Consider the following 16,858-nt stretch of genomic DNA (forward strand, 5'->3'; position numbering starts at 1 on the left):
TTGTGTGCGGCAGGGTGGGGGCTTAGGCGCGGGCGCTGGCCAGGATCTGGTTCAGCGTGGCGCTTGGGCACATCACGGCGCGGGTTTTCTCTGCGTCCGGCAGGTAGTAGCCACCGATATCGGCTGGTTTGCCCTGTACGGCTTTCAGCTCGTCGATAATCTGCTGTTCCTGTGCGGCAAAGGCGGCCGCTACCGGGGCAAAGTGGGCTTGCAGCTCGGCGTCGTCGCTTTGTGCGGCCAACGCTTGTGCCCAGTACATGGCCAGGTAGAACTGGCTGCCACGGTTATCCAGCTCGCCGGTACGGCGCGACGGCGACTTGTCGTTGTCCAGCAGCTTGCCGGTGGCTTCGTCCAGGGTTTTTGCCAGGATCTTGGCCTTGGTGTTACCGGTCTTGATGCCCAGCTCTTCCAGGCTCACGGCCAGTGCCAGGAACTCGCCCAGGCTGTCCCAGCGCAGGTGGTTCTCTTCCAGCAGCTGTTGTACGTGTTTCGGGGCCGAACCGCCGGCACCGGTTTCGTACATGCCGCCACCGGCCATCAGCGGCACGATGGACAGCATCTTGGCGCTGGTGCCCAGTTCCATGATAGGGAACAGGTCGGTCAGGTAGTCACGCAGGATGTTGCCGGTAACCGAGATGGTGTCCAGGCCGCGGGCAACACGCTCCAGGGTGAAGCGCATGGCGCGTACCTGGGACATGATGTGGATTTCCAGACCGCAGGTGTCGTAATCCTTCAGGTACTTTTGTACCTTCTTGATCAGTTCGTTTTCGTGCGGGCGGTACGGGTCCAGCCAGAATACTGCCGGCATGCCGGAGTTGCGGGCGCGGGTCACAGCCAGTTTTACCCAGTCGCGGATCGGGGCGTCTTTGACCTGGCACATACGCCAGATGTCGCCTTGCTCCACATTTTGCGACAGCAGCACTTCGCCGGTAGCCAGGTCAACGATGTTGGCCACGCCATCCTGGGCGATTTCGAAGGTCTTGTCGTGCGAGCCGTATTCTTCCGCTTTCTGGGCCATCAGGCCCACGTTCGGTACGGTACCCATGGTGCGCGGGTCGAAGTTGCCGTGCCATTTGCAGAAGTTGATCATCTCCTGGTAAATGCGGGCAAAGGTGGATTCCGGCATCACGGCCTTGCAGTCGGCCGGCTTGCCGTCGGCCCCCCACATTTTGCCGCCGTTACGGATCATGGCTGGCATGGAGGCGTCCACGATCACGTCGTTTGGCGAGTGGAAGTTGGTAATGCCTTTGGCAGAGTCCACCATTGCCAGGCGCGGGCGGTGTTCCTGGCAGGCGTGCAGGTCGCGCACGATTTCTTCGCGCTTGGAGGCCGGCAGCGTGGCGATTTTTTCGTACAGCGTGGCCATGCCGTTGTTCACGTTCACGCCCAGCTCTTCAAACAGCTTGCCGTGTTTTTCGAACGCGTCTTTGTAGTAGATCTTTACGCAGTGGCCAAACACGATAGGGTGGGACACCTTCATCATGGTGGCTTTGACGTGCAGCGAGAACAGAATGCCGGCTTCGCGGCAGTCTTCCATTTCGCGCTCGTAGAATTCGCACAGCGCTTTCTTGCTCATGAACATGGAGTCGATGATCTCGCCGTCCAGCAGGGAAACCTTCGGCTTGAGCACGATGGTTTCGCCGCTGTGGGTCACCAGCTCCATTTTCACGTCACGGGCGCGGTCCAGGGTCATGGACTTTTCGCCGTGATAGAAGTCACCGTGGTGCATGTGGGAAACGTGGGTCTGCGACGACTGTTTCCACTCGCCCATGCTGTGCGGGTGCTTCTTGGCATAGTTTTTCACTGCCAGCGGGGCGCGGCGGTCGGAGTTGCCTTCGCGCAACACCGGGTTTACAGCGGAGCCGAGGCACTTGGCGTAGCGGGCCTTGATGGCCTTCTCTTCGTCAGTCGTCGGGTTTTCCGGGTAGTCAGGGATGGCATAACCCTTGGCTTGCAGTTCCTTGATGCAAGCCATCAGCTGCGATACCGATGCACTGATGTTCGGCAGCTTGATGATGTTGGTGTCCGGGTTCTGGGTCAGTTTGCCCAGCTCGGCCAGGGTATCCGGTACTTTTTGCTCGTCGGTCAGGTTTGCCGGGAACTCGGCCAGAACGCGGGCGGCTACCGAAATATCGGCAGTCTCTACGTTGATGCCGGCTGCGCCGGTAAAGGTACGTACGACCGGCAGGAAGGCGCTGGTAGCCAGCGCTGGAGCTTCGTCGGTCAGGGTGTAGATGATGGTCGGCTGTTCCGAAGGCATTACTCTATCTCCATGATTATTTTTTGACGCCAGAACGATTGCGCGGGGCAGCTTTGGCACGGGGCAGCATCCCGCCTGTGCAAGTGAAAGGTATGGGAAAACCTGCGGTACTGGCTGCCTGTCAGGGGAAGACAGGGGGCTAGGCGGAATGCAGGCTTTCGGGTGACTTTTCAAAAATGAATTATACCTCTCATTGCTGGCTCTGATTGTAGCGTATCCGAACTTTGCTGCGGGTTTGAATGTAAACACCTGTTCGAATCTGAATGACGTTGGCCGCATGGTGTACGGTTCAATAGGATTTCCATGCCGCGCTGCACAGCAAGCCCAGCGGTGCGGCGTGGCCGCTACCGGCCACGCTTGGTATCATCCGGCGCATATTTTCTTTACGCTTGGCTGCCCCATGTCCCAACTCATCCTGTTCAATAAGCCCTATGGCGTGATTTGCCAGTTTTCGCAGCACGAGCTGCACCCCACGCTAAAAGACCACATTGCCTTGCCCGGGGTATACCCGGCAGGCCGGCTGGATACCGATAGCGAGGGCCTGCTGCTACTGACGGGGGATGGCGAGCTGCAGCACCGCATCAGCGACCCGCGCTGGAAGCAGCCCAAGACCTACTGGGTACAGGTAGAAGGCCGGGTGACCGAGGCCCAGCTGCAGGCGCTGCGCGATGGGGTAGACCTGGGCGACTTTGTGACCCAGCCCGCGCAGGTGCGCCAGCTACCGGAGCCGCCCGCGCTATGGGAGCGCAAGCCACCGGTGCGTTTTCGCAAAACCGTACCCGATGGCTGGCTGGAAATCATCATCAGCGAAGGCAAGAACCGCCAGGTACGGCGTATGACGGCCAAAGTTGGCCTGCCCACTTTGCGCCTGGTGCGTGTGGCGGTGGGGCCGTGGCGGCTGGATGGCTTGCAGCCGGGTGACATGCGCAGCCTGGAGGTGTCGCTTGCCGACCTGCCGCGAACGGGGCATGCTAAACCGGCTGCCAAAGCCCCCGCGCGCCATACCGGCCGGCAGGCGCCGGCGCCAGAGACAGCACCGCCACGGGCGGCGCCGCGTTTTCGCTTTGCCAAAAAATAAGCCATAGCGCACGCGCCGCCCTCTGCAGTCAAGACGAACGCCACCCGCCACGCGCTGGCGGGCCACGCAGGGGCCGCGCGATGGAGATACCCGAGTACTACAACCCGGTGGCCAGGGATATCGCCCTGGCGCTGGTAGACGGCTTCAACCGGCACTACCGGCGCTTTCAGGCCACCAGCCGCCAGGCCAAGCGCCTGTTCGAGCTGGCCGACTGGCAAGGCGTGCAGCAGCTGGTACGCGAGCGCATCCAGTACTACGACGAACGCGTCAGCGAAACCGTGGTTCGGCTCAATACCGAGCTGCACGCGGCACTGCTGGACGACGAAATCTGGCAGCAAGCCAAGCTGTATTTCATTGGCCTGCTGACCAACCACAAGCAGCCGGAGCTGGCGGAGACCTTCTTCAATTCGGTGTTTACCCGCATCCTGCACCGCGACTATTTCAATAACGATTTCATCTTCATCCGGCCGGCAATTTCCACCGAGTACATCGAATCCGACCCGCCGTCTTACCGCAGCTATTACCCGGGTAGCAGCAGCCTGCGCAGTGTGCTGCGCCGCATCGTGGCTGATTTTGGCTGGCAGCGCCCGTTTGCCAGCCTGGCGCGCGACCTGGCCAATGTGGTACGTGCAGTGCATGAACACTTTGCCGCACGTTGGCCGCAGGCCGAGGCCAGCTACCAGATTCAGGTACTTTCCAGCGCCTTTTACCGCAACAAGAGTGCCTACATTTTTGGCAAGGTGATTAACGGCAGCCAGATCTACCCCTTTGCCGTACCGGTACTGCAGGACGAGCAGGGGCGGTTGTACCTCGATACCGTGCTGCTGGAGCCGTGGCGCATTGGCGTGCTGTTCTCGTTCAGCCGCGCCTATTTCCTGGTAGACATGGACGTACCCTCGGCTTACGTACAGTTTTTGCGCAGCATGCTGCCCACCAAAACCAAGGCCGAGCTGTACACCATGCTGGGCCTGCAAAAGCAGGGCAAGAACACCTTCTACCGCGACTTCATGCAGCATTTGCAGCATTCGCGCGACCAGTTCACCGTGGCGCCGGGTATACGCGGCCTGGTGATGCTGGTGTTTACCCTGCCGTCTTACCCCTATGTATTCAAGCTGATCAAGGATGTGTTTGGCGGGCCCAAGGACATGGACCGCGCCACGGTAAAGCGCAAATACCAGCTGGTAAAGCGCCACGACAGGGTTGGCCGCATGGCGGACACGCTGGAGTTTTCCAATGTAGCTTTCCCCAAAGCGCGCTTTACGCCGGCCTTGCTGGCCGAGCTGCGCAGCCAGGCGCAGCTGTCTATTGAAGAGAGCGACGACACCATCGTGATTCGCCACGTTTATATTGAAAGGCGCATGAAGCCGCTGAACATGTACCTGATGAGTTGTACGCCAGAAGAGAAAGAGCGGGTAATCCGCGAATACGGTGACGCCATCAAGGACCTGGCGGCGGCCAATATTTTCCCGGGTGACATGTTGTTCAAAAACTTTGGTGTGACGCGTTACGGCCGGGTGATCTTTTATGATTATGACGAAATTGAATACATGACTGATTGCAACTTCCGTCGCATTCCGCCAGCGCCAAACCCCGAGATGGAGCTGTCAGGCGAGGTGTGGTACCCGGTAGCGCACGGTGATGTGTTTCCGGAAGAATTTGCCACCTTCCTGCTGGGTGACCCGCAGATCCGCCGCATTTTTCTGGCTTACCACAGCGACTTGCTGGACGTACGCTTCTGGCAGTACAAGCAGCAGCGTATCCGTGATGGCTTTATCGAAGATTTTTACCCGTATCCTGTCGAAATGCGTTTCTGCCAGCGTTATCCGGCCACAGTCGCCACCGCTGGCCTGGCCGCCCCATAAGACAAAGCCCCTTCCACTGTGTGGAAGGGGCTGCGTACAAATAAGGTGGCTACGCTACGGGTTTACTCGCCGCAACGATGGCTATCAAAGTAGGCTACAGGCCCGGCGCTGGTGAGCCCTACGTGGAAGCAGCTGTCCTCCGGGAAAACATCGCCGGCGTTTTCTGCTGCACGTACCAGCTCGAACAGTACTTCTACTTCTTTGAAGTACTTGGCGATGCGGTCGTTACCTTCCAGCCAGCCCAGAATGGCTTCCCGCTGCGGGTGCTCGTTTTCCAGTGTCAGCGCGCAATGATTGCAGCTGACAAAACTGATGGCCGGTGGAATGGCGATGCCTAGCGGTGCCAGCTCGCTACGTACCAGGCTGGCAAACTGCGACAGTTCCTTGCTGGCACGCTCGCGAATGCCGGATAGCGGCAGTGCCTCGCCACCATTAGCCGAACCAAACAGACGAGCCAGGGCGGACGAGACGGCAGTACCTTCTGCATACATAGTGCTTATATCTCCTTGTCGTTGGTGGTATTAAATCCATTGTAGGAAACATTGTGCAGATTACCTGAATTTATTTTGCCATTTTTTTCAGGGTATACAGCAGCTCCAGCGCCTGGCGTGGCGTGAGGTCATCCACGTCGGTATCAGCCAGTAGTTCTACTGCCGGGTGTGGCTCCGGCTCGTGCTGGATGACGACCGGTGTGCTGAACAGGTCGGGCTGCGCGCGGGCGGCCGACTCGTTTTCCAGCTCGGTCAGATAGCGGCGCGCCTCGCGGATCACCTTCGGTGGGACGCCCGCTAGTTGCGCCACCGCCAGGCCGTAGCTCTGGCTGGCCGGGCCGTCTTCCACGTGGTGCAGGAAGACGATGCGGTCTTTGTGCTCCACCGCCGACAGATGCACGTTGGCTACGCTGTTGTACTCGCTCGCCAGGCTGGTGAGCTCGAAGTAATGCGTGGCAAACAACGTGTAGGCGCGGCTTTTTTCGATCAGCGCGCGGGCGATGGCCCAGGCCAGCGCCAGGCCATCAAAGGTAGACGTACCGCGGCCAACCTCGTCCATCAGCACCAGCGATTTGTCGGTGGCGTTGTTCAGGATGTTGGCGGTTTCGGTCATTTCCACCATGAAGGTCGAGCGGCCGCCGGCCAGGTCGTCGCTGGCACCGATACGCGTAAAAATGCGGTCGATCTGGCCCAGCACGGCGCGCTCGGCCGGCACAAAACTGCCGATATGCGCCAGTAGGGTAATCAGTGCGTTCTGGCGCATATAGGTGGATTTACCGCCCATGTTCGGGCCGGTAATCAGCAATAGCTTGCGCTCTGCGGCCAACCTGGTGTCGTTGGCGATAAAGCGTTCTACCTCCGCCTCGACTACCGGATGGCGGCCGCCGATGATTTCCAGCCGTGTCTCGTTGACGAATAGCGGCTGCACGTAGTGATTGGTTTGCGCACGTTCGGCAAAGGCGGCCAGCACGTCCAGCCCGGCCACGGCTTGCGCCATCAGCTTGAGCTCGCTGATATGGGGTGCCAGCTGGTCCAGTACCGCTTCGTACAGCTGCTTTTCCAGCGCCAGCGACTTGTCCTGCGCCGACAGCGCCTTGTCTTCGAAGGTTTTCAGCTCGGGCGTAATGTAGCGTTCGGCGTTTTTCAGCGTCTGGCGGCGGCGATAGTCGTCCGGCACCTTGTCCGATTGTGCTTTCGATACCTCGATGTAGAAACCGTGCACGCGGTTGAACTCTACCTTCAGCGTGCTGATGCCGGTGCGCTCTTTCTCGCGCAGCTCCAGCGCCAGCAGGAAGTCGCCGCAGTCGGTCTGGATGGCGCGCAGCTCGTCCAGGTCAGCGTGGTAGCCGTGGTTGATCACGCCGCCGTCGCGCAGGAAGGCGGCGGGCTCCGGCAGGATGGCGGTGGCCAGCAGGCTTTCTACCGGGGAGTCGGCTGGCAGCAGCTGTACCAGCTCGGCCAGCAGCGGCGCGTCCAGTGTGGCGGCGATGGTTTTGACACCGGCCAGTGCGCGCAGCGAGTCGCGCAGCGCGGCCAGGTCGCGCGGGCGTGCGGTGCGCAGTGCCACGCGGGCGGTAATACGCTCGATATCGGCTACTTCGCGCAGCTGGGTGTGAATATCCTGGTGTGCGGCCAACAGCGCGCGCACGGCCTGTTGGCGGCGCAGCAGCTTGTCGTGGCGGCGGATCGGGTGGTGCAGCCAGTGGCGCAGCATGCGGCTACCCATGCTGGTGGCGCAGGTGTCCAGCAGCGAGGCCAGCGTGGGCGAGGCTTCGCCGCGGATGGTTTCGGTCAGCTCCAGGTTGCGGCGCGTGGCAGCGTCCATGCGGATCAGCTCGCCCGGCTCTTCTACCGACAGTTGGGCAATGTGCGCCGGGTTCACGCCCTGGGTGGATTTCACGTATTCCAGCAGCGCACCGGCGGCGCCTACCGCTATCGGCAGCGTGTCGGCGCCAAAGCCGGCCAGGTCGCGGGTGCCGAAGTGGCGGGTCAGCGCCAGCGTGGACGATTCGGTATCGAACTGCCACGGCGGCAGTTTCTTTTTCGGGGTGCCGATGCTGTCAAATACCGCCAGGCCGGTGTCGTCGGCCAGCAGCAGCTCGGCCGGTTTCAGGCGTTCCAGCTCGCTGTGCAGCTCTTCCACGCCGGTTTGCATCACCTTGAATTCACCACTGGCCAGCGATAGCCAGGCCAAGCCCAGCGTGCCCTTGTGCATATTCACGGCCAGCACCAGGTTGTCGCGTTTGTCGTCCAGCAGCGCGGCGTCGGTGAGCGTACCGGGGGTAACAATGCGCACCACCTTGCGCTCTACCGGGCCCTTGCTGGTAGCCGGGTCGCCGATCTGTTCGGCAATGGCCACCGATTCGCCCAGTTTCACCAGCCGCGCCAGATAGCCTTCGGCGGCGTGGTAGGGGATGCCGGCCATTTTGACAGGTTGGCCGCCGCTGGCACCGCGGGCTGTAAGGGTGATGTCCAGCAGGCGGGCGGCTTTTTCTGCGTCGTCGTAGAACAGCTCGTAGAAGTCACCCATGCGGTAAAACAGCAGCTTGTCGGCGTGGTCCCGCTTGAGGGCCAGGTATTGCTGCATCATGGGCGTGTGCTGAGGCGTGGTCATCGATCGTTCCGTACTGAAAAAGGTTGGCCGCAAAAGGCAACGCCCCGTCTGGCGGGGCGCGGCAAGCTATTTTACGGGATGCGCGCTAGCGCGTCACGGCGGCAGCATCACCATGCGGTTGCGGCCCTGGTGCTTGGCCTGGTACAGCGCCATATCGGCACGCGCCAGCAGGCTGCGGCTATCGTCGCCAGGCTCCAGCAGCGTCAGGCCGATAGACGCGGTAAGGGCGATGCTATGCCCGCCAAATTGCAGAGGTTGCTGTGCGATGGTATCCAGCAAGTGCTGGCTGTAGCGTTGTGCCGCTTGCGCGGTAGTGCCCGGTAGCAGTATGCAAAACTCTTCGCCCCCCAGGCGGCCGGCACAGTCATGCGGGCCCAGCTGCTGGCGCAACTGGCTGGCAATATGGGTGAGGGTGGCATCGCCGCAGGCATGGCCGTAGCTGTCATTTACCTGTTTGAAGTGGTCCAGGTCCAGCATCAGCAAGGCCAGGCCAGGGCGGGATGGGCTGGCCAGCAGCGCGTCCAGCTGGCCCAGCAGGGTGGGGCGGTTGTGCAGGCCGGTGAGCGAGTCGATGGTGGCCTGCTCGCGTAGCTGGCGTTCTTGCTGTTTGCGCAGGCTGATATCGCGTGCCGAGCCCCAGATCACCGGCTGGCCATCCAGTATCAGCCGGCGTACGCACACTTCCACCTCGATGATGTCGCCATTTTTGGTGCGGTTATAGCTGTCGAAGGTCTCGCCTTGTTCGCTGGTGTGCTGCAATTGCTCGCGTAGTTCTGCTTCGTCGCGGTGAGCCACCAGGTCCCACAGCCGTAATTGCCGCAGCTCGGCCTGGCTATAACCCAGCAGTTTGCACAGCGAATCGCTGGCCTCCAGCAGTCGCCCTTCCATATCGATGATGGACAGCGCGTCGGCGGCGTTCTGCAAGATGGCCTGATACCACTGGGTACGGCTATCCAGTGCCTGGCGGTTGGCGTCGTTTTCCATCAGCACGGCCAGCAGGCGGGCGGTGTCTTCAATGACGGTAATGGCTTCCAGCGTGGGCGCGCTAGGGGCGTGGTGGTAGACGGCAAAAGTGCCGTGCACCTTGCCCTTGCTGTCGATGATGGGTTCGGACCAGCAGCTGCCCAGCGCAAACTGGCGTGCCAGTTCGCGGTAGGGTGCCCAGTTAGGGTGTTGCTGCAGATCTTCGGCTACCAGCCGTTTGCGGTGCCACGCCGCCGCCCCGCAGCTGCCCACCATGGGGCCGATGGCCAGGCCGTCTATCAAGGCGGTATAGGCTTGCGGTAATGATGGGCCCACCAGCGGGCGCAGGCATTGCGTATCGTCTACCTGCAGGATGGAACACAGCCAGCCAGGCAAGGCTTGCTCGATGTGCAGTACGACGTCGCCCAGCAGCGTGGGCAGCGGCTTGCCCTGAATGTACTGGCGCAGAAAGTGCGAATGCAGGGCATCCCAGCTGGCGCGCGAGCTGCTGATGCGCTCGTGTTCCAGCCTTTGCAGCTCGGCGGCGGCGCGGGTAGCGAAGGGGGCGATATCTTGTAGCAGCGTATCGGGCAGTACGTTTGCCCGCTCGTCAAACAGCGCCAGGTGCCCCATGCAATGGCCGTGTTTATCCAGCAAGGGCCAGCCGGCAAAGCTCTGCCAGGCCGTGTCTTGCTCGGCTGCAAAGTGCCGGTTCACCCCGCTATGGTGCACGACAGCCTGCTGCTGCAGGATCACCTGCTCGCATGGCGTGCCTGCCAGCGCATAGCGGCCAGGGTGGGCGCTAGTGTTGGCGATAATGACTTCGACATGCCGAACGGGCAGCGTCAGTTGCTGGCTGATAAAAACCAGTTGTGCACCGCTGTGCCGGGCCAGGCTGTTTACCAGCTGTTGCAGGTAATCCTTGCCCAGTGCAGCTGCGGTGTCGTCTAGCAGTGCATGGCGCAGAGAGGGGGCTGTGGGCATGAGGGAAATCAGTAGTGTCGATACTTATGAGTATCGTCCAACTGCAATCATTTGATAAAGCAACATTGTTTTCACGCGGGCTATCGTGTCAGGCGTGCATTGACAAGGCCTATTTTCTGAAACTATGATCCATATCAAAGTTTCAGAAAGTACTGAAAATTCAAAAAGGCCACACACATGAACCTGCCACCCCTGATCCAATCTTTTGTGCTGCACTTTGGCGAGATGGGCAGCCACTGGGGCATTAACCGCACCGTAGGGCAGATTTACGCCCTGCTTTATGTTTCCGACCGGCCGCTGAACGCGGACGACATCGTGGAGGCCATCGGCTGTTCGCGCTCCAATACCAGTATGGCGCTGAAAGAATTGCAGGCCTGGCGCTTGGTCAAATTGCAACACTTGCCAGGCGACCGCCGCGAGTACTTCAGCACGCCGGAAGACGTGTGGGCCATTTTCAAGACGCTGGCCGAAGAGCGGCAAAAGCGAGAAGTCGAGCCCACGCTGACCATGCTGCGCGGCGCCATCATGGAAACCCCGTCCGGCGAGGCCGAACGCCACGCCCAGGCACGCATGAACGAGATGTACCAGCTGATCGAGCTGGTCACCAAGTGGTTTGCCGACATCCGCGACATGGACGTGGAAACGCTGGAAAAGCTGATGAAGCTGGGCAGCCAGGTGGGCAAGGTGCTGCAGTTCACCCAGAGCCTGGGCCGTTTGGCCGGGCGTGACAGTGGCAAGGAGGATTAGCCATGGACAGCCTGGACCCGGTCATCCTGGCTCGCATCCAGTTTGCGGCCAACATTACCTTCCACATCCTGTTCCCTACCATCAGCATTGCCATGGGCTGGGTGCTGCTGTACTTCAAGGCGCGCTTTAACCGCAGTGGCGACGAGGCGTGGATGGACGCCTACGGCTTCTGGGTAAAAATCTTTGCGCTGACCTTTGCGCTGGGCGTGGTGTCCGGCATCACCATGAGCTTCCAGTTCGGCACCAACTGGCCGGGCTTCATGCAGCACGTGGGCAATGTGGCCGGGCCGCTGCTGGCTTACGAGGTGCTGACCGCCTTCTTCCTGGAGGCCACCTTCCTGGGCATCATGCTGTTCGGCCGCGCCAAAGTGTCCAACCGCGTGCATACGCTGGCCACCTTTCTGGTGGCGTTCGGCACCACGGTGTCGGCGTTCTGGATCATCGTGCTGAATTCGTGGATGCAGACCCCCGCCGGGGTAGAGGTGATCGCCGGCAAGGTGCACGTGCAAAGCTGGCTGGCGGTGATTTTCAACCCGTCCATGCCCTACCGCCTGACCCACATGCTGCTGGCCTCCGGCCTGACGGTGGCGTTTCTGGTGGCTGGCGTGTCGGCCTACCGCTGGTTGCGCGGTGACCGCGCCGCCGCAGTGGCGCACACGCTGAAAACCGGCGTCAGCCTGGCGGCCTTGCTGATTCCGTTGCAGGTGCTGGTAGGCGACATGCACGGGCTGAACACCTTCCAGCACCAGCCGGCCAAGCTGGCCGCCATCGAAGGCGTGTGGCACACCGAACGTGGCGCGCCCTTGCTGCTGTTTGCGCTGCCGGACGAAGCTACGCAAAGCAACCGCTTCGAGGTCGGCATACCCAAACTGGCCAGCCTGATCATTACCCATCACCCCGATGGCGAGATCCGCGGCCTGAATGAATTCCCCAACGCCCACCCGCCCGTGGCCAAGGTGTTCTGGAGCTTCCGCGTGATGGTGGGGGTAGGCATGCTGATGCTGGCGGTGAGCTGGCTGGCGTGGTGGCAGCTGCGTCGCGGCCAACTGGCACCGTGGTTGCAGCGTGGCCTAGTGGCGATGACCTTCTCTGGCTGGGTAGCTACGGTGGCCGGCTGGTACGTCACCGAAATCGGCCGCCAGCCGTGGCTGGTCACCGGCATCCTGCGCACCGCCGACGCCGCATCCAGCGTGGGCAGCGGCATGATCCTGTCTACTTTGCTGATGTACCTGGCGTTGTACGCAGTGCTGCTGGCCAGCTATGTGTCGGTGGTGTTTTATCTGGCGCGCAAGGCAGCGCCTGCGGCCAACCTTGAAGGAGCACAGCCATGAATGCCGAACTGTGGTTGCCGGTGATCTTTGCCGGCCTGATGGCGCTGTCGATGCTGATTTATGTGGTGCTGGACGGCTACGACCTGGGCGTTGGCGTGCTGCTACCGCTGGGTAACGACGACGAGCGCGACGCCATGATCGCCAGCATCGGCCCGTTCTGGGATGCCAACGAAACCTGGCTGGTGCTGGGCGTGGGGCTGCTGCTGGTGGCGTTTCCGATGGCACACGGTATCATCCTGGGCGAGCTGTACCTGCCGGTGGCCATCATGCTGCTGGGGCTGATCCTGCGCGGGGTGGCGTTCGACTTCCGCGTCAAGGCGCAGGCGCAGCACCAGCCGGCGTGGAACCTGGCGTTTGCTGCCGGCTCGCTGCTGGCGTCTATTAGCCAGGGCGTGATGCTGGGCCGCTACCTGACCGGCTTTGCGCCCGGGGCGGGCGCCTGGGGCTTTGCGCTGCTGACCGGCCTGGGGCTAACTGCGGCCTACGTGCTGCTGGGTGCCGGCTGGCTGATCATGAAGAGCAGCGACCGCCTGCAGCAGCGTGCCACGCGCTGGGCGCAGTACGCGCTGGCCGGTACCGCGCTGGCAGTATTGCTGGTGTCGGTGGCTACGCCGCTGGCCAGCAGCCGCATCGCCGATAAATGGTTCGTGTTGCCGGATTTCCTGCTGCTGTTGCCGCTGCCGTTGATCAGCGTGGCGCTGTTCGGCCTCTTGGCCGCCAGCCTGCCCAGGTTGGCCGCACGCCAGCGCGCCGGGCAGGACGCGCTGTGCTGGCTGCCGTTTGCCTGCACCGTGGGTATTGTGCTGCTGGCGTTTTGGGGGCTGGCGTATAGCGTGTTTCCCGAAATCGTCATCGGCCGGCTGGACATCTGGCAGGCTGCCAGCGACCCGGAAGCGCTGTGGGTGATTCTGGCCGGTGCTGCCGTGGTGCTGCCCACCATCATCGCTTATACGGTGTTTGCCTACCGCGTGTTCTGGGGCAAGGCAGGCAAGCTCAGCTACAGCTAGAAAATATTGCGCCAAATCAAAAGAGCAGGGTTTATTCCTGCTCTTTTTTTATTTCTATCATGGACTTAAAGCAGGGTGTGCGCGCTTTGCGCACACATACGATACGTTACATTTTGATAGAGCGATTCGCTTGACTTGGGTCAAAGCCCATGAAAAGCGCAGGGGTAAGATGACTGCATCCAGATCGAATACCGGGCTGCCGGGGGAGCAATATCATGGAATTGTGGAAACAACTTCTCTCTGACGACGTAGGCATGATGAGCGCTATCGTTATCACTGTCACAACAGTCATCGTGCTGACCTGTATCGCCATCTTTATCAAAAAGGCGAACGACGATAAGTAAGCTTTAAACGCATGCCACGGCATGCGCGTGTGATTTCCTCTTGATGTGTGTGTGTTTGGGGGTACGGTGGTGGGCCGTACCCCTTTTTTTATAGTTTTTCCGCGCGCGCAGCTGGCTCACCACTGTGCCAGAGCTGCCCACGCCACCGTGCAGACGCTACACGCGATTTGCCGTCGTCTACGTCCCCTTTCGCTGCCTTCATCTTGCTGTCACATGGCCCGCCTAGACTTTATTTCAATGATTCTTGTAATATTGATTTGGCCGGAGACCAGACATGACCCACCCTTTCGATACGCTGGCCATCCCTGCTGTGGATGGCTGTTTACTGCTGACACCGTGCCCCGGTACCCAGGCTGTTAGCCTGAGCCAGGCGCTGCATACCCTGCAGCAGGCCGGTGCCAGCGGTGTCATCAGCCTGATGCCGGCTGCCGAGCTACAGCAGAACGGCGCCGATGATATAGGCGCTGCGTGTGGCCAACTGGGCCTGGCCTGGTTTCACCTGCCGGTAGCGGACGAGCGCGCACCGCTGGCGGATTTCGATAGTGCCTGGCAAGCCGCCGCGCCCGATCTGCTGGCGCGGCTGCGGGCTGGCCAGTGCCTGGCCATTCATTGCAAGGGCGGGTCTGGCCGTACCGGCCTGGTCGCTGCCCGCATCCTGATTGCTCTGGGTGTGCCGCGCAGCGCTGCCATCGCGCAGGTACAGGCGCTGCGCCCCAAGGCCATACAGCACCCGGTGCACCAGGCCTGGATTGGCCAGTACGACGCCGTTTAACCTTTTAGCGAGACACCCCACTATGACCATCAAGATCGGTATCAACGGTTTTGGCCGCATCGGCCGCCTGGCACTGCGTGCCGCCTGGGCCTGGCCCGAGTTTGAATTCGTGCACATCAACGACCCGGCCGGCGACGCGGAAACCCACGCCCACTTGCTGAATTTTGATTCGGTGCACGGCCGCTGGGGCCACGAGGCCAGCGCGGTGGACGGCGCTATCGTTATTGACGGCAAGCGCATCAGCGTCAGCCACAACAAGGCGATTGCCGATACCGACTGGCGCGGTTGCGATGTAGTGATCGAAGCCAGCGGCAAGATGAAAACTGTAGCCGTGCTGCAGGCGTACCTGGAACAGGGCGTCAAGCGCGTGGTAGTGAGCGCGCCGGTAAAAGAGCCAGGCGCGCTGAACGTGGTGATGGGTGTGAACCAGCAGCTGTTCGACCCTGCCGTGCACCGCATCGTTACCGCTGCCTCGTGCACCACCAACTGCTTGGCGCCGGTGGTGAAGGTGATCCACGAAACCTTCGGTATCCGCCACGGCAGCATCACCACCATCCACGACCTGACCAACACCCAGAGCATTCTGGACCAGCCGCACAAAGACCTGCGCCGCGCCCGCGCCAGCGGCATGAGCCTGATCCCCACCAGCACCGGCTCGGCTACCGCTATTGCCGAGATCTTCCCCGAGCTGCGCGGCCGCCTCAATGGCCACGCCGTGCGCGTGCCGCTGGCCAACGCCTCGCTGACCGACTGCGTGTTCGAGGTAGAGCGCGCCACCACCGCCGAGGAGGTCAACGTCGCGCTGCAGCATGCGGCCAACCATACGCTGCAGGGCATTCTGGGCTACGAAGCGCGCCCGCTGGTATCTATCGATTACCGTACCGACCCGCGTTCGTCCATTATCGATGCGCTGTCCACCATGGTAGTGAACGGCACGCAGGTAAAGCTGTACGCCTGGTACGACAACGAATGGGGCTACGCCAACCGCACCGTGGAGCTGGCGCGGCTGGTGGGCCTGGCCGACCAGGGCTAAGCGATGCAGGCGCTTTCCACGCTATCGCCGGCCATCCGCCAGTACCTGCTGGTGACGGCCAACTACTGGGCGTTCACCCTTACCGACGGCGCGCTGCGCATGCTGGTGGTGCTGCACTTTCACCAGCTGGGCTACGCCCCGTTGCAGATTGCCGCGCTGTTCCTGTTTTACGAGGTGTTCGGCGTGGTCACCAACCTGGTGGGCGGCTATCTGGGCGCGCGGCTGGGGCTGAACCGCACCATGAACCTGGGTCTGGCGCTGCAGGTGCTGGCGTTGCTGATGTTGGCCGCACCGGCCGCCGTGCTCACCGTACCGTACGTGATGGCCAGCCAGGCACTGTCCGGCATTGCCAAAGACCTGAACAAGATGTCTGCCAAAAGCAGCATCAAGCTGCTGGTGCCGGACGGCGAGCAGGGCACGCTGTACCGCTGGGTGGCGCTGCTGACCGGCTCCAAGAACGCGTTGAAAGGCGTGGGCTTCTTTCTGGGCGGTGCCTTGCTGGCTACGCTGGGCTTTGGCGACGCGGTGCTGGGCATGGCGGCGCTATTGGCGGCGATCTGGCTGTTCAGCCTGTGGCAGCTGCGGCCCGACCTGGGCATGGCCAAGGCCAAGCCGAAGTTTCGCGAGCTGCTGTCCAAAAGCCCGGCCATCAACCGGCTGTCGGCGGCGCGGCTATTCCTGTTTGGCGCGCGCGACGTATGGTTTGTGGTGGCGCTGCCGGTGTACCTCGGCAACGTGTTTGGCTGGGATGTCTGGCAGGTAGGCGGCTTTCTGGCGGCGTGGGTTATCGGCTACGGCGTGGTGCAAACGCTGGCACCAGCCATTACCGGCAAAAAGCAGGGCAGGGTGCCGGATGGGCGCAGCGCTTTTGCATGGGCTGCCATGCTGGCCGGCCTGCCCGCTGCCATGGCCTTAGGGTTGGCCGCAGGCTGGCCTGCTGGCTGGGTGGTACTGGGCGGGCTGGCGCTGTTTGGCGTGCTGTTTGCGGTGAACTCCTCGCTGCATAGCTACCTGATTGTCAGCTATGCCAAGGCCGACGGCGTGTCGCTGGACGTGGGCTTTTACTATATGTCCAACGCCATGGGCCGGCTGATCGGCACCGTGCTGTCCGGCTGGGTGTACCAGCAATACGGCCTGGCCGCCTGCCTGTGGCTATCTACTGTGTTTATTACCGTGGCCGCGCTGGTGTCGCTGGCCCTGCCGCAGCACGCGGCCAACCCTGCCCGAGAAAACGCATGAGCCTGCCCAAAGAAAGCGCCGTCAAACTATTCGAAGCGCTGGCCTCCGGCGTGCGCCTGGACATCTACCGCCTGCTGGTACGCCAGGGCCACGAAGGCATGGTGGCCGGCCAGATTGCGGCCAACCTCGACTT

At 61.7% G+C, this 16,858-nt stretch carries 13 protein-coding genes; 9 read left to right on the forward strand and 4 right to left on the reverse strand.

All coding sequences use genetic code 11. The features are described 5' to 3' along the window. Window positions 1-22 precede the first annotated feature (22 nt). Window positions 23-2,260: an NADP-dependent isocitrate dehydrogenase gene (locus LCH97_RS15910; protein ID WP_227302526.1), complete on the reverse strand. Its 2,238-nt coding sequence runs from the start codon at window positions 2,258-2,260 to the stop codon at window positions 23-25. Between the two features lie 400 nt (window positions 2,261-2,660). Between LCH97_RS15910 and LCH97_RS15915 the strand changes: the two genes are divergently transcribed. Next, window positions 2,661-3,338, forward strand: a complete 678-nt coding sequence (locus tag LCH97_RS15915) for a pseudouridine synthase (protein WP_227302527.1) — start codon at window positions 2,661-2,663, stop codon at window positions 3,336-3,338. 80 nt (window positions 3,339-3,418) lie between these two features. Then, the gene (gene aceK, locus LCH97_RS15920) at window positions 3,419-5,200 is read left to right on the forward strand and encodes a bifunctional isocitrate dehydrogenase kinase/phosphatase (RefSeq protein ID WP_227302528.1); all 1,782 of its coding nucleotides are present in this window, start codon (window positions 3,419-3,421) and stop codon (window positions 5,198-5,200) included. A 62-nt stretch (window positions 5,201-5,262) separates the two neighbouring features. Here the strand turns inward: aceK and LCH97_RS15925 are convergent, their stop codons facing one another. From LCH97_RS15925 to LCH97_RS15935, 3 genes are all read right to left on the reverse strand, one after another. Continuing rightward, window positions 5,263-5,691 (reverse strand): hypothetical protein, encoded by a 429-nt coding sequence (locus tag LCH97_RS15925; protein WP_227302529.1) that lies wholly within the window; start codon window positions 5,689-5,691, stop codon window positions 5,263-5,265. A gap of 70 nt (window positions 5,692-5,761) precedes the next feature. After that, on the reverse strand, window positions 5,762-8,305 hold the full coding sequence (gene mutS / locus LCH97_RS15930; protein WP_227302530.1) for a DNA mismatch repair protein MutS: 2,544 nt from the start codon (window positions 8,303-8,305) through the stop codon (window positions 5,762-5,764). Window positions 8,306-8,398: 93 nt separating this feature from the next. After that, on the reverse strand, window positions 8,399-10,252 hold the full coding sequence (locus tag LCH97_RS15935; RefSeq protein ID WP_227302531.1) for a diguanylate cyclase domain-containing protein: 1,854 nt from the start codon (window positions 10,250-10,252) through the stop codon (window positions 8,399-8,401). 177 nt (window positions 10,253-10,429) lie between these two features. On the opposite strand from LCH97_RS15935, the gene LCH97_RS15940 reads away from it, so the two are divergent. From LCH97_RS15940 to arsJ, 7 genes are all read left to right on the forward strand, one after another. After that, the gene (locus tag LCH97_RS15940) at window positions 10,430-10,999 is read left to right on the forward strand and encodes a GbsR/MarR family transcriptional regulator (RefSeq protein WP_227302532.1); all 570 of its coding nucleotides are present in this window, start codon (window positions 10,430-10,432) and stop codon (window positions 10,997-10,999) included. A gap of 2 nt (window positions 11,000-11,001) precedes the next feature. Continuing rightward, window positions 11,002-12,330 carry a cytochrome ubiquinol oxidase subunit I gene (locus LCH97_RS15945; protein WP_227302533.1) on the forward strand — a complete coding sequence of 443 codons (1,329 nt, stop codon included), beginning with the start codon at window positions 11,002-11,004 and terminating at the stop codon, window positions 12,328-12,330. Continuing rightward, window positions 12,327-13,337: a cytochrome d ubiquinol oxidase subunit II gene (locus LCH97_RS15950; protein WP_227302534.1), complete on the forward strand. Its 1,011-nt coding sequence runs from the start codon at window positions 12,327-12,329 to the stop codon at window positions 13,335-13,337. The genes LCH97_RS15945 and LCH97_RS15950 overlap by 4 nt, the downstream gene beginning before the upstream one ends. 257 nt (window positions 13,338-13,594) lie before the next feature. Then, window positions 13,595-13,681, forward strand: coding sequence for a DUF3149 domain-containing protein (locus tag LCH97_RS15955; RefSeq protein ID WP_255619344.1), 87 nt, complete (start codon window positions 13,595-13,597; stop codon window positions 13,679-13,681). A gap of 274 nt (window positions 13,682-13,955) precedes the next feature. After that, window positions 13,956-14,453, forward strand: a complete 498-nt coding sequence (locus LCH97_RS15960) for a tyrosine-protein phosphatase (RefSeq protein WP_227302536.1) — start codon at window positions 13,956-13,958, stop codon at window positions 14,451-14,453. Window positions 14,454-14,475: 22 nt separating this feature from the next. Beyond that, entirely contained in the window at window positions 14,476-15,486 is a 1,011-nt protein-coding gene (locus tag LCH97_RS15965) for an ArsJ-associated glyceraldehyde-3-phosphate dehydrogenase (protein WP_227302537.1), read from the forward strand. 3 nt (window positions 15,487-15,489) lie between these two features. Beyond that, window positions 15,490-16,725: an organoarsenical effux MFS transporter ArsJ gene (gene arsJ / locus LCH97_RS15970; protein WP_227302538.1), complete on the forward strand. Its 1,236-nt coding sequence runs from the start codon at window positions 15,490-15,492 to the stop codon at window positions 16,723-16,725. Window positions 16,726-16,858: the final 133 nt, after the last annotated feature.

This window comes from Vogesella sp. XCS3 (assembly GCF_020616155.1).
Classification (GTDB): domain Bacteria; phylum Pseudomonadota; class Gammaproteobacteria; order Burkholderiales; family Chromobacteriaceae; genus Vogesella.